The organism is Arthrobacter bambusae (genome assembly GCF_022606295.1).
Classification (GTDB): domain Bacteria; phylum Actinomycetota; class Actinomycetes; order Actinomycetales; family Micrococcaceae; genus Arthrobacter; species Arthrobacter bambusae_A.
Map to the genome: position 1 here is coordinate 1 of NZ_JAHHZS010000026.1, position 12,970 is coordinate 12,970.

Consider the following 12,970-nt stretch of genomic DNA (forward strand, 5'->3'; position numbering starts at 1 on the left):
CGACGCCTGGCTAGACAAATCCGAAACCGAAAAGGAACTGCTTCTAGCTGATGTCTGGGCGTGGCGACAATTCGTCAACGAGCTCCCTGGACACGGCTTTCGCACTCAAAGGAATGCCCTGATTTACCTTGTCCACCCGCAGTACATAACACCGATTGTTTCCGAGGACCACAAGGCCCGGATCCATGCCGCTTTCACGGGCGAAATCACTGAACCCACTGGAGACGTCGACCGCGACTTGCTCGCTATCGTGCTGAAGCTCCAGCAGAAAACGGGGCAGCCGGTGGGCTTCTATGCGGATGCGCTGAAGAACGAATGGAATGTCTCGCCAACAGCAGATCAATCCATCAGGTCCCCGGAGGTGACAAACGACGAGGACGTACTTTCGCCAATGTTGGGGGAACGGCGCGAATTCATCCCTGCAAACCAAGCCTTGGCGCAGGAACTTTTCATCGACGAAGGGTGGCTGCAGAAGCAGTTGAATCTGCTTGAACGACGTGGGCAGATCATTCTCTATGGACCTCCCGGCACAGGAAAAACCTATGTCGCGATGCGACTAGCCGAGCATGTCGCGGGAGACGCCAAGTACACGGAAATTGTCCAGTTCCATCCCAGCTACTCCTATGAAGACTTCTTCCAGGGATATCGTCCGGTGACCTCGGACAACGGCTCACTGACTTACAAGCTCCAGGACGGGCCGCTTCGGAGGATCGTCGACCAAGCGGTCAAAAATCCCGAGTTTAACTACGTGCTCATCATCGACGAAATCAACCGGGGCAACCTTGCAAAGATATTCGGGGAGCTCTATTTCTTGCTGGAATACCGTGACACTCCGATCAAGTTGCAGTACAGCGAGAGCGATGACGACTCCTTCACGCTGCCGTCAAATCTTTTCCTCATCGGCACCATGAACACCAGCGACCGTTCCATAGCTCTTTTTGATGCGGCGATGCGCCGGCGCTTTTCGTTTGTCGAGCTGCACCCGCAGCGAGAGCCAGCCCAATCGGTTTTGCGCAAGTGGCTCGCCCACCATGGGTTGGGCAACGAAGCGGCGGACCTCCTCGATGCCGTCAACCGCAGAATCGGCGACTCGGACTTCCAGATCGGTCCCAGTTACCTCATGCCCAAGAACAAGGAGTTCCTCCCAGGTCAGATTGAAGAGATCTGGGAATATGAGATTCTGCCTCTTCTCGCCGAACACCATTACGGTGAGGGCTTACATGTCGAGCAGGTTTATAGCCTGGCCACACTTCGGGCAGGGTTAGCTCCAGCACCTGCGCCTGAGAATCCGGATGAAGCGATCAACGAAGAATGAAGCGGGTACACCTCGCCGAGGGAGCGGTTCCCCTCACGATCCAGCTTCCGACCGATGTCGCTGCTGCACTGTGCAAATTCGAGGTCGCCACCACGACTCCAGCTGGGGCCGGTGAGTGGATAGTGTCAAATATCCGGAAAGTCGGCGTCGTCCGCGTCGGAGACTACCAGATCGACATCCGGCCAAAGGTCTCGATTCCACGGCTCTTTTTCCTGATGGGCTTCTCGGCGGAACGGGATTTCTGGAAACGACACGACGTCACTATCGACCTGGACGATGAATTGCTCAACACCGTGGCTGAGGCTTTCATTCGTCAAACCGGAAAGGCAATTGGACAGGGGCTACTGCAAGGGTACGAAACCATTGACGAGTCGCTTCACATATTCCGGGGAAGGCTCGATGTGGCTGCGCAAGTTGGCCGGCGCGGCGGACTGGTCCTACCAGCGCAAGTCGTTTTCGATGAGTTCACTATCGACATCGCTGAAAACAAGATGCTGTTAGGCGCTGCGCAAAGACTTCTGCGAATGCCGTCGCTGGCTCGAAAGCACCGCACGGTTCTCAAAAAACTGACGCAAAGCCTGGACGGAGTTAGCACTTTGCCCCATGGCATCGGCTTGCCTACCGTGCATTTCACCCGACTAAACGCCCGATATCGGGACGCCGTCATCTTGGCACAGCTCATCCTTCGAAACACATCTTTGGAACAGCGTCCAGGAGAAATCGTCGCCACAGCATTCCTGTTCGACATGTGGCAGATCTTCGAAGACTTCGTGACCACGGCTCTGGGAGACAGCCTTAGAGAAATAGGAGGATCTGTCGAAGCCCAAGTCAAAGGCGAGTGCCTTGATATTGGCGGCAACATCAACTTACGGCCTGATCTCATTTGGAAGGACGGGGCGCGTGTAAACGCGGTCATCGACGCTAAATACAAAGCACCCAAAAATTCCACTTATCCCAATGCGGACATTTACCAGATGCTCGCCTACTGCGTCCGGTTCGCGCTTCGCACGGGACACCTCATCTACGCCAAAGGCGAGGAAGAACCGCATGTCCACGAAATCATTGGCCATAACGCCAGTATCCAATGCCATGCCGTCGACCTTGATCAAGACCCTGCCTCACTCCTTCAGCAGATGGGCCGCATCGCTCTCAAGATCCACGAATGCGTCGAATAGATGGCAGCGGTGCGATCCGAAATGCCCACGTCCGCGGCGCCCCGCTGCGGTCCCCTCGTTGCTGTGGTCGCGCCGCTGAAGGCGGTCGTTGCTACGAGTACCGATATCGGGATTCCGTCCCAAAAATGGGCCTGCCATGTCACCGAGCGCGGCCTCGGCCGTGGTGAGATCGGCTAACGGTTAGCTCCCCAGATGCCAAGAATAGCTGGAGGCGTTCCAGTTGACGGTTGCGGAGAAACGATAGCCGGACGAGGACCCGTCTGCATTGGTTTTGTTGACGGCAATGCATTGGAACGTCCCCGTGATTGCCGTCAGGTCATCCGATGAGCCACCGCCCAGCGGAGTGCACGAGGCAAGAGTAATAGGCCCAGTGAGAATTCCCTCAGTGACGCGCGACTGTGCATCCTTTAGGACGGAATCCTCCAAGGCCGTGACTATTGACTGCCGCCGCTTACGCTCAGACGCATCAGCGGCTTGTTTTGCGGCCGCCGCTGATGCTGATGCCTGAGCATCATCAGCATCACGCTTTTTCGAGGCTTCAGCGGATGCTGTTGCGGCGGCCTGTTCCGCGTTCACCTGATTTGAGTGCTGAAGGGTTAAAGCGATTCCGATCCCGCTAGCCACCATGATCAGGACGGCCGCGACAATGAATACCGCACGTTTGTTGATTTTCGCAAAACGGCGTTGAGCATCATAGCCAGAACCGCAATTCGGGCAAAAGCTGCCAAAGGTCGTGGTTTGAACGCTGCATTTTGGACAAACCTTCGTGGGCGGATCTGTTCCTATGGTTGAAGCTTCTGCACGCCCGGACGGATCGGTATCTTGGAGGAGACCATCGTTGGGGATCGAAGGGTCATCGCTCTGCCTGAGGTCATCCTCAGGCGAACCATGCGACTGTGGTTTATTCACGGTGTGCCTCCATGCGCCATTTCACAAACGCCCGCGTTTCTGTTCATTTCAAACAACAAGAATCCTCAGCATTCACCTGAGGGTTGAAGACTAAGCCAAGGGTTAGCCAATTGCAAAATGAATCATACGCTGGCACCTGCGATTTGCGCCTACTTTGATTCAAATCTGAGGATTCGCAACGCTCGAATTGGCTAATGACGCGCAGCCAGAAAGACGCCCTGCGCCTATTCTTGGTCGCCTCCGGTGCACCGAACTGCGGTTAACGGGTCTGAGTCGCTCACCCGGGTACCCAGCTCTCGGCCCGTGTTAAGGCAAGCTTCAGCTCCCGGCCGCCCGCCTCTTCCAGTAGCGCCAAGTCACCCACCACGACGAGCAGGCTCCGTGCCCGGGACAATCCCACATAGAGCTGCTCGGCCGCCCGGTCCATGTCCTTGAAGCCGTTGACGCATAAGACCACAACGGATCGTTCCAGCCCTTTGAAGCCGAGCACATGACCATAGAATTCAGCTTCCCCTGCGTGGAATTCGCGCCAGTAGTCTTCGGTGGCCCCGCGTTCGTAGAAGTCGAGATGCACCGGATGACGCTCTTTGGTGGTGAGGAGCGCGATTTGGTTGTTGGTCCACCCCTCGGCGATGAGCGAGTCTACGCAGTCTCCGGCGACGTCGAGAGCCTCGTTTGTGGGGCAATCCACTAGCCTGACGGGTAAGCCCGTGCTGCCGCGAGGCGTGAAGTGCTCTCCGGCGAAGGGCTTGAAGGTTTCGGCGATCTTTCGGGTGTTTCGGAGGTTGTCATCAATGTGGATGGGCACAAAACTTGCCGTGGGCCCATGAGTCAGGTCCGCCGTCGCGCCTCCCCACCTGCGGTAGACGTCCTGGCGGTCATCCATGAACGCGAAGACCTCACCGCCGTCGGGGTCCTTAGTACAGGCCAGCAGCGCTTCCCACCACAGCGGGGCAAAGTCTTGCGCTTCATCGACGACGACGGCGTCCAGCCGCTCGTGCTGCTCCAGCCCGGCCGCGAGTTCTTTGAGGAGCCGCGGCATCTCCTCGTCGAAGTAGGCCTGCCCGGAACCGTCAGGAACGCCAAGCCCGCGCACGTATTCGTGGAATTCGCCGGTGAAGACGGGCTTGGCTTGACGCCAAGTGGAAACCCGGTCCTGCAGGTATTGTCCGAGGCCCTTGTTGTAGCAGAAGAGACCGACGCGCTTGCCCTGTTTGCTGAGCAGGCGGGCCTTCTCCACTGCCAGCCAGGTCTTCCCGCTGCCCGCACCACCGGTAAACCGGATCCGAGGGAGTGATCGTGTTGCTTGGAGCAACACTGCCTGACGTTCGGTGAGGTGGTCTTGCGCGTCTTCATCCTCTTTGGGATTGCGGGAGGTCCCGACGACGGTGTCCAAGTCTCCGCTCAGCTGACGGACGATGCGTTCCAGGAAGGCCGGGGCCAATGGGGAGGCCCCGCCACCTTCGTTCTCTATTGCCCGCCGCACCAGTTCGGCGGGGGACTGGTTGTCGGTCTGGTCAAGGATGAGCGAGCGGGCGCAGCCAGCCATAGCCCAGTCGTGGGGTACGCCCGTGTAGGGCAGGCTCACCATGTATGCGCAGCGGCTGCTCAGCCGTGAACCAAGTTGTTTCTCGAGCCAGTTCTTGAAGGCGTGCAGGGAGCTCTGCGACTGCGCGACGGGACTCTGGATCTTGTGTTTTCCGTTTCGATCGGACTGATACCACTGCCCATTGGCAATGGTGACCTGTCCACCTTTGACCTCGATGGCCGCTATCCCGACATTAGGCCAGAGGACGAGCATGTCGATCTCGTGCTCTGCCCGGCCGTCGCGCACCTGGACCGAGTGGGCCAGGACTGCGTCGTCGGGGAGACTCTTCCGCAGGGCGTCCCAGACAGCTTTCTCGGCCAGCTGACCGTCGCCGAATTCCGGTTCCTCCGGTATGCACGTCATAGCTGCTCCCACCCTGACTGACCGTCCTTCCTGTCTTTCGCTGATCCAAACGTTAGCCAGCGGACGGCTTCCTCGCTGAAGCGACACGAACGCGTCTCGTCAAGCCCGGATTCCCCGCGAAAATAATCCCCCGCTTATGCCAAACGGATCTTCTCGGCATCATCGCACTGCCTGCCGTATCTCAGGCCTTCAAGTATTTGGTGTCCTGCCTCAAGAGGCGGAACTGCTTGCAAGTACCAATTTGGAACATTCTCGTCCGGCGGCGACCAGCCATTTCGAAGGAGGTAGTCGGCGTCGATGGGCCATTGTTCTCCTGGCAGAAACTCCGCCGACACAATTTCGCACCAAACACCGTCCGCGCTCAGGCTGGCCTGGGCGTAGGGTCGGTTCGGTCCGTCGGCGTTGTCACCGTAGTCAATGCTCAGGAACGAATTCCATTGCATGTTTGCAAGAACTTCGCTTACTTGTTCGCCTGCTCTTGCCCAACGTTCCTGAACGACGTGAGCGTCTTTGAGAGCCCTGACAATGCCATCGAACTCGCCCTCGATTTCCGGAGGCTGAACGGCACCGATCACGGACTCCCAAGCCCCAAAGTACCTTCGGATTGCGATGACAGACGGTCGCTCACGGCGAGCCCAGGTTTCGGCAATTACCCAGCTGTCGTAGCTTGCCACATCTTTTGGCGACCCAAAGTGGTGGTAGTCGTTCATGAATGCCGCTGCCGCTTCACGGTACTCAGCACCGCTGAACGTGACTTTTGCCGGAGGGGCATCCAGATCGTGCCTCAGCGATGCATCCGCAAGCATTCCTGGTTTTCGGAGCAGCGCCACGGCGATGTCGATGTCGAGTTGTTTTCCGAGCGCGACCAAAACAATAGGGATCTCGGAGGGAGCTATTCCGGAGTTCTTGAGCCTGCCAATGAGTCGCTCTTCATTCAGCAAAGCCTTGGAGGTCGAGTTACAGCGCATCCTCAAGGACCTTGTCCGCTCTGCTTCGGCACGATCGGCGACGCGAGAACTAAGGAGATCCAGAGTCTTGTAGCTTCTTAGGTTCGCCGCAGAAGCAATTGTCAGCAAGGGATCACCGGCCAAAAATGATCGCACGGCTTGCCCGGTTGTTTTGCGCGGATCAGCAGGTACCTCATCAAGCGAAGACTCTATTTCCTCCAACTTGGCCACCTAATCTTGAACAGCGCGGAGAGCATCCGTCCACGTTCCGTAGATGTTTCGCACCGAAGCTCCCACTGGCCTCGGCCGGCCCGCGGCAACTTCCTGCTTGACCCATTCGTCGTAGGCTGCGTATGTTGCCTTAGTTCCGGCGAGAGTGGACGTGAAACAGAAGTCCCGAACGGCGTCGTCGTATTCTTCCCGAGTGAACTTCAGCAGTCCCTTGGTGCGCCCTTGCTTGGTGGTCCCGATGCCCATAGCCTCGAGCGCTTCGTTCCATCCACCGAACCGCTTCATGACGGTCTGACGCGTGGGAGGCCAAGGAAATGCACCCTGCCTTGAAACCAGACCAAGCGCAATCACGAGTTCGTCCCGGAGCTCGTCATAGCGTTTGCCCGTAATGCTAGCCTCTGGCTGCTCGGTAAGGCGCCTCTGGGCAGCACCAACGACACCGAGGATCGTGGCAACGTCACTTGGGGTGGCCTCGGCAGATTCGAGCGCTGCCCGAAGTTCCCTTATGAGTGACAGGTCGAGGTTAACCGCCGCCCATTCGGGAGCCGGGGCAAGGCCCAACTCTGCGCCGAGCAGATACCAGACCCCGGCGGCGAGCGCCTCCTTCGAGAAGATGTCCTCGGCTTGGTACTTGTCGAAAACAATCGTGGATGCTTTCAAAGCCTCCTCGGCAAGATCGACGTCGATTGCCGGGTACAGGGCCTGTAGCTTCATCACGGCGTCCGGCCGGGTTACTCCACGCTTGGCCATCTGCCGGGCAGTTTCGCCGTAAATCAGAAGAAACTCTTGATGGGCGGCCCTCACTGAAGCTTCCTTCGCCGCAATTCGGTTCCGCCGCGACTGCTCGGCGTTCGTGCCACCGACCTTCGAAATGATCTGCCGGACCCGCTCGCGGGTGATACCGAAGCTCTGGCCGATAGAGTCCAGGGTCTCGCCGTCTGAGTAGCGTTCCACCATCGCGGTGTCGCGCTGCTCCCGACTGAGTTCAGGAGTAGTTGTCATGGTCACATTCTTATCAGTAGGTTCGGACAATATTTCGCAACTGCTAGGTAGGATTAGTTGCCGCGGTGGGTGCCCCGGCGTTGGTTTTGACAAGCAACTTCAGAAACAACCGGTTCGGCTGGGCCGCCGGCAACACGCGCCGGATGTCCTCCAGCGCTCGTAGCGGATCGATGCCGGCGACCGTCGCCCCATAAAGAGCCGCCACCGTCGGGGTCCGAGACTCTGCCCGCACGCAATGCAGCAGCACCGTTTTGCCTTCGGACCGGAAGAGTTCGACGGCGGCAGAGGCCTCTCTCAGCACGAAACCCGGTTGGCCGTTGTCGCCGGCCTCCGCAGAATCCACGACCCAGAAGGTCGCTTGATCACAGGACGGGACATCCGGCACGTCCTCCACGCCCAGCCTGCACAGGGACACAACGGCATCGATTCCGAGCTCCGCAACCCGCGCAAGGGATCTAACCCCACCCAGCCACACGCCGTCGTCGTGCGGGTGCTTGACCAGCACATCGGTGCGGCCCCACATGCTGTAGTCCTGATGCGCGGCGCGGGGCCAGACGTGATCGCGGCGACCGTCGCCGCGGGCGAGCTCCATGCCGAGGGTCATGAGGTCGCGGGCGTGCAACCCTGGCCAGCCGTGCAGGCTCCGCCGCCATTCGAAGGGCACCGCGGTGTAACCGTGCGCAGCTCCCAAAAGGCCGCCGGCGATTGCGGCCACGGTGTCCGTGTCGCGCCCGCCACGGACGGCCTCCTCCAAAGACGCCCGCAGATGCGCCGGACCCGACGTCGACAGGCCAGCAAGGTGGATGGCGCTCCAGGCTCCCTGGAGTGCTTCCACCACCCAGCCGTTGTGTTCGAAGTCCCGCGGTCGAGACCGTTCGGCCCTTTCGATGCGCTTGAGCCAGACGGCCGCCCGCCCGGGAGGCAGAAGAGGGAGGCCAGCCCGGACATCGAGCTCTCCGGTCAGGACGGCCTTTCGGATGGCGACGCACCAGAGCCCGCAGGCTTCCTGTGCGTCCGGATCGGTATGGGTCAGCGCGCTGACCACTGCCGCCTCAGCCATCAAGGAAGCCGGGTCCCGGTCCAGGTAGGCGAGGGCCAACGGCGCGGTTCGCATGAGGGATCCGTTGCCCGCGCTGCGGCCGGTACAGGAGTGGAAGTCCGCGGCCGCGGCAGTGAAATCGGCGGCGTGGACCTTGTCCCGGCCAGCCGCCGAAGCGAGCCGGCGCGCCGCCGCAATGACCGAGCTGGTCTGTGCGCCCACGTCCTTTGCGTCCGTGGCCCAAGCGGCCCATGCCCTCACAATCATGGTCAGGACGGCTGGCGAACCCGAACCCGCGGCGGAAGAAGACTCGAGCAATGCCTGCGCGATCGGGATGGCCATGGACGTGTCGTCGGTCCACTCCGACGGCGCGAAGCCGAATGGACCGCCACCTTTCATGGTTACCTCGGCGCCGTCGGGAAGCGGAGCACCGAATTCGTAGCCTGCGCCGAGCGCGTCTCCCGCGGCCATGGCGACCAGGACTCCGGCGGCGCGGTCATTCTGCAATGGGTTCAGTATCATGCGATCTCCATCAGGCGGTGTTTGGTGTTCCATCCGGTCAGGTGTGCCAGTTCGGGCTGGCGGTCGGGGAGTGCGACGGCGATGCCCGCGCCTTCCAGCGCTCCGGTCCGCCCGCCGACGTTGCGGCTGCGCAGGGAACCGTGCTGCCGGACCTCGACAGTAGTCAGGCGGTCGTCGAACGATCCGAAGCTCATGGCCTGCACAGCCGCGGCGAAGTCTCGAGCACGCTGACCCGGCATGGCCCCGGCAGACAGGAGGTTGAGCGGCAGCAGTTCTACGTCCAGGAGGGCGGATTCAACGAGTTGGCGGTAGTGCCTGCGGAACAGTGTGTGCGTGCCGAAGACCTCAAGCAGAAGTGGCTGACGTCCCAGCCCGATCACCACTCCGCGTTGGCCTTCAATTGGGTTCGGGGCATCGGCGACGTCGAAACGCCGGTTAGCACGGTGGGCGTCGAGGTGGTCCAGCAGGGAACTCGTCGCCGACGGGCCGCGGGCGGCGTCGAAGCGACGGACCCGCTCCCAGATGCGGTCCTGCCGGCCAGCGCCGCCGCGTTCCTCCGTGCGGGAAACGAGCTCCGCCCTGACGTTCAGGGGAGCGCGCCGGCCCTGGCGGCGGTGGTTGGTCTCGCCTGCTTGCCAGCGGCCGGCCTCCACGCAGTAGGTGTCGATGTCGCGGGTCTCGCCTGCTCCGAGGACGACGTCGCGGGCGCAGGTCCGGTGCTGCTGGCCGCCCTCGAGCAGCTCACCTTCCAGGAGAAGCGCGGGCCTGGGGCCGTTGTTGGTGACTGTCAGCTTGCCCACTTGGGCTCCGCTGGCGAGTTCTGTCACGACGATGTCCGCATGGGTGCCGGTGCTGATGCCCAGCTGTCCGGGGCCTGCCGTCCAGACGGGAAAGATGGTCAGCGGGCCGAGCGTGCTGCCGACGCCGACGTGAAGCTGTTGAACCCTCATGGGAACCTCCTGATGATTTATCGCAAATCTGCGCTAACTGAAATCAGTATGCGCCGCTTGCTTCTTTTGCGCAACCCTGCGATAAATGGTTCTGTGAAGGATTCCAAAGACAGCTCCGGACTCTCCCTGCTCGACTACCCCCGGCCGTCGGTTGCGGTGGACGCGGCGGTGCTGACGGTGGCGGAGGGCAGTGTTTGTGTGCTCCTTGTCCGGCGGGACCAGGGAGACCGGGCAGGCGAGTGGGCGCTGCCGGGCACCTTCCTTCGCGAGCGCGAGCGGCTGAATGACGCGGTGCTGCGGTGCCTCCGCGAGAAGGCCGGTATCTCAGGCCGCGTTCCGCGGCAGCTGCACGTTTTCGACGACCCCGCCCGGGACGACCGCGGCTGGGTGCTCTCTGTGGCGCACGTTGATGTGGTTCCGTTGGCGGCCCTGGGGGAGGCGCTCAAGTCCGACGGCGTCAGGCTGGCTTCGGTGACTGACGAACCTAGGGTCGTGGCTGGGTTGCCATACGGTCATACGGACATCGTGGCGAAGGCCGTGGAATGGATGCGGGCCGCTTATGCGGAGATGCCGGATCCGGGTGCATTGTTGGATGAGCCGTTCACGCTGCGTGACTTGCGAACGCTGCATGAAGCGGTGGCGGGGGAGACATTGATGCGGGACACGTTCCGGCGGTTCATGGAGCCGAAGCTTGAGGGGACTGGGCAGATGTCGGACGGGACGCGGGGAAGGCCTTCGCGGTTGTGGGTGCGCTCCTGAATCGAAGCGTCTGCAGACCTCCCAATCAGGACGGTTGAATCCAATGAGGAGTGACATTCACAGAATATGGTCTATCTATGTGCCTTGATACTTGGATTCCTTTGAAGTCTCTCGATGATGACCTTCTGACTTTGGAGGCTGCGGCATTGCTGTCCTTGGCTGCAAAGCACAGAACCGATGAAGTGAACGCTGCCGTCGAAATTTGGAACGCCGGGCAGTACGGAATGCGAGTAGAGATCGAGGTCTCTCGCGAAGTCACAAAAGCTCGAGAGGTCCTTAGAGAGCTGCTAAAGGTGACGGGACTCATGTTGCCGTCAGCGGTTAACAGAGCTTGTCTTACTTCGTTCAATGATGCACTGCGCGAAATGTCTAGCATTGTGGATGGATCGCATGGCAATTCCTACGGTGTTCGAGCTGCTGTCGGGCTGCTAAATCTCGCCTGTGAAGACTCCCTGATACCAGACCAGGGGATCTCCGAGCTTTTTTGCAGCGGACTGCTGGATAAAGCTTGGCGAGACGTCGAACGGTTTGTTGACTTACCCGTTTTCAACGTTAGAGGGATTCAACCACCCGAGCTCCGCACACCCGGATCAAGCCAATGGAACGCCGACGGCCAAGCACTTCTCGGCGATCACCCACCTTGGACTTGGGGGATCGGCCCCATGTTCCAGACTCTCGGCGGTTGGGACACGGCCTGGCTTATGTCACCAGGAATATTCGAAAGCGAACAGTCGGACAGAGCCCGTTATTGGACACCTCTTGCACACCTTGCCCTGGGACCCCTTGGATGGTCGGATCCCGCCTTGGGCGTGGCTCGCTGGATCCTGATGGGTATGCCCGAAACAACACCAGAGTTGTCGTTGTTGGCGCGGGTCTGGGGGTCCAATGCGCTCATGTATTTCTCGCATCCGCAAATGGACTGGATCCCGCATTCACACGAGTGTCTCGGCTTTCAACCACGAACTTCTGGGCACAAGATCAGCGGCATCTTTGGAGAACGAGAAAGCGCTCTTGCGTTCTCGGGCTGCGGGGGACTACATGTGCAGGTCCATTTGGAGTGGCAGATGTGCAGGCAACAAGGACGCGAAGACAATCGCGCTTCTGTATACGTCGACGTTACCGACCGTCGAAAAGCTGTTCCTGTGCTTGATGCGATGGCAGGGTGGCATACGAAATTGCGGTGTGCCGGTGACGAGCTTGTGGATGAGCTCGCCGACCCAAGACTTGAAGTCACAGTGATAGCACCGCCCGTGGGCGTCCTTGGCGCTTTCAAGAGGTCTCTGCTGACAGGGCTTTGGTATTCGGGCTCCCATGAAGCTCATCTCTTGGGTCACTGCAAGCTGAGTAATCCCATTCGTCGAGTTCCAACAACTAGTGGCCCAGCACCAACGAGGCCGGTACGCCAGGGACTCTCGGATCGACACACAAACGCCGCAGCTTTCTGGATTGCAAGTGAGCTTGCTCGCCGCCATCCTCACTACGTACTCCACAGCCCTGAAGGGGACGAAGGCTTGCAGCTCGTGAGTGCCTCTGGACAAACAATCAACATTTCGCGACATGCCACCGTTCACGTGGGAAACACGGAGATTGCTGACTCTGCGGAGATGTTTGCGACCGATGACAAGCGGAAGTTTGTCGAAGACCTTGAAACAAAATTGGGGCTGCCCGTCAAGAAGCACGCGGCGGTGTCGACGGAGCGTACTGTTATGTATCGAGCAATGGCGCACGTCATGGCCGTGACGGTCGGCGACAAAGCAACGTGGGACTTTGTGTCCGCCGATCCAAAAACTGCCGGAGCCTGGCATTTGACGCGCGATGCCAAACCTGTGGCGTTTCTGAACCCGGACGGGACGATTCTCCTTCCACAAGGACCTGTCAATCTGCTTGAGCGCTACAACGCGCATTCGCGCAGGATGACTCCAATGATCGGACAAGTCTTCGGAGCCATCCTTCCCTAGAAAGGCCTCAGGAGCTTGTGCAAAAACGGCGGAGTGGAAGCGCACCTCGGGGGACCTCCAAGGTGAGGGCTCAGCTGCATCGTCCACCACGCCGAGGTCCTCACCCTCAAAGGCTCAAGCTACAGGCTCAAACACACACGGACCGACTCACTGCCCTCGACAAGACCGGAAAATACGGCAGAATAACCACGTCAACGTGGCTCACTATTCCA

The 12,970-nt window shown here is 59.9% G+C and carries 10 protein-coding genes; 4 read left to right on the top strand and 6 right to left on the bottom strand.

Features of this window, described 5'->3' with window-relative positions; all coding sequences use genetic code 11:
• Both KNN17_RS16490 and KNN17_RS16495 read left to right on the top strand, forming a co-directional pair.
• Positions 1-1,315: AAA family ATPase (locus tag KNN17_RS16490; RefSeq protein WP_241710042.1), on the top strand; the 1,315-nt coding region annotated here is incomplete at its 5' end.
• Positions 1,312-2,490 (top strand): McrC family protein, encoded by a 1,179-nt coding sequence (locus tag KNN17_RS16495; RefSeq protein WP_241710043.1) that lies wholly within the window; start codon positions 1,312-1,314, stop codon positions 2,488-2,490. The genes KNN17_RS16490 and KNN17_RS16495, both read left to right, overlap by 4 nt.
• Before the next feature lie 180 nt (positions 2,491-2,670).
• Here the strand turns inward: KNN17_RS16495 and KNN17_RS16500 are convergent, their stop codons facing one another.
• The 6 genes from KNN17_RS16500 to KNN17_RS16525 all read right to left on the bottom strand — a co-directional run bounded on the left by KNN17_RS16500 (position 2,671) and on the right by KNN17_RS16525 (position 10,041).
• Complete coding sequence (locus tag KNN17_RS16500; protein ID WP_241710044.1) at positions 2,671-3,399, bottom strand: zinc ribbon domain-containing protein; 729 nt, start codon at positions 3,397-3,399, stop codon at positions 2,671-2,673.
• A 277-nt stretch (positions 3,400-3,676) separates the two neighbouring features.
• Complete coding sequence (locus KNN17_RS16505) at positions 3,677-5,350, bottom strand: nuclease-related domain-containing DEAD/DEAH box helicase (protein WP_241710045.1); 1,674 nt, start codon at positions 5,348-5,350, stop codon at positions 3,677-3,679.
• A 134-nt stretch (positions 5,351-5,484) separates the two neighbouring features.
• Positions 5,485-6,519: a TY-Chap domain-containing protein gene (locus tag KNN17_RS16510; protein ID WP_139359561.1), complete on the bottom strand. Its 1,035-nt coding sequence runs from the start codon at positions 6,517-6,519 to the stop codon at positions 5,485-5,487.
• A gap of 9 nt (positions 6,520-6,528) precedes the next feature.
• Positions 6,529-7,530, bottom strand: coding sequence for a sigma factor-like helix-turn-helix DNA-binding protein (locus KNN17_RS16515; RefSeq protein ID WP_241710046.1), 1,002 nt, complete (start codon positions 7,528-7,530; stop codon positions 6,529-6,531).
• Between the two features lie 43 nt (positions 7,531-7,573).
• Positions 7,574-9,091, bottom strand: a complete 1,518-nt coding sequence (locus tag KNN17_RS16520) for an ADP-ribosylglycohydrolase family protein (RefSeq protein WP_241710047.1) — start codon at positions 9,089-9,091, stop codon at positions 7,574-7,576.
• The gene (locus KNN17_RS16525; RefSeq protein ID WP_241710048.1) at positions 9,088-10,041 is read right to left on the bottom strand and encodes an ARPP-1 family domain-containing protein; all 954 of its coding nucleotides are present in this window, start codon (positions 10,039-10,041) and stop codon (positions 9,088-9,090) included. Before KNN17_RS16525 ends, KNN17_RS16520 begins: the two co-directional genes overlap by 4 nt.
• Positions 10,042-10,134: 93 nt before the next feature.
• On the opposite strand from KNN17_RS16525, the gene KNN17_RS16530 reads away from it, so the two are divergent.
• Complete coding sequence (locus tag KNN17_RS16530) at positions 10,135-10,800, top strand: NUDIX hydrolase (RefSeq protein ID WP_241710049.1); 666 nt, start codon at positions 10,135-10,137, stop codon at positions 10,798-10,800.
• 77 nt (positions 10,801-10,877) lie between these two features.
• Positions 10,878-12,758 carry a TY-Chap2 family putative peptide chaperone gene (locus tag KNN17_RS16535; RefSeq protein WP_241710050.1) on the top strand — a complete coding sequence of 627 codons (1,881 nt, stop codon included), beginning with the start codon at positions 10,878-10,880 and terminating at the stop codon, positions 12,756-12,758.
• The last annotated feature ends 212 nt before the right edge of the window (positions 12,759-12,970 follow it).

What these genes read in the sequence shown, in the direction of transcription:
- KNN17_RS16520 (WP_241710047.1), bottom strand. Translation starts at nt 9,091, where the DNA reads ATGATACTGAACCCATTGCAGAATGACCGCGCCGCCGGAGTCCTGGTC.
- KNN17_RS16515 (WP_241710046.1), bottom strand. Translation starts at nt 7,530, where the DNA reads ATGACAACTACTCCTGAACTCAGTCGGGAGCAGCGCGACACCGCGATG.
- KNN17_RS16505 (WP_241710045.1), bottom strand. Translation starts at nt 5,350, where the DNA reads ATGACGTGCATACCGGAGGAACCGGAATTCGGCGACGGTCAGCTGGCC.
- KNN17_RS16495 (WP_241710043.1), top strand. Translation starts at nt 1,312, where the DNA reads ATGAAGCGGGTACACCTCGCCGAGGGAGCGGTTCCCCTCACGATCCAG.
- KNN17_RS16535 (WP_241710050.1), top strand. Translation starts at nt 10,878, where the DNA reads ATGTGCCTTGATACTTGGATTCCTTTGAAGTCTCTCGATGATGACCTT.
- KNN17_RS16525 (WP_241710048.1), bottom strand. Translation starts at nt 10,041, where the DNA reads ATGAGGGTTCAACAGCTTCACGTCGGCGTCGGCAGCACGCTCGGCCCG.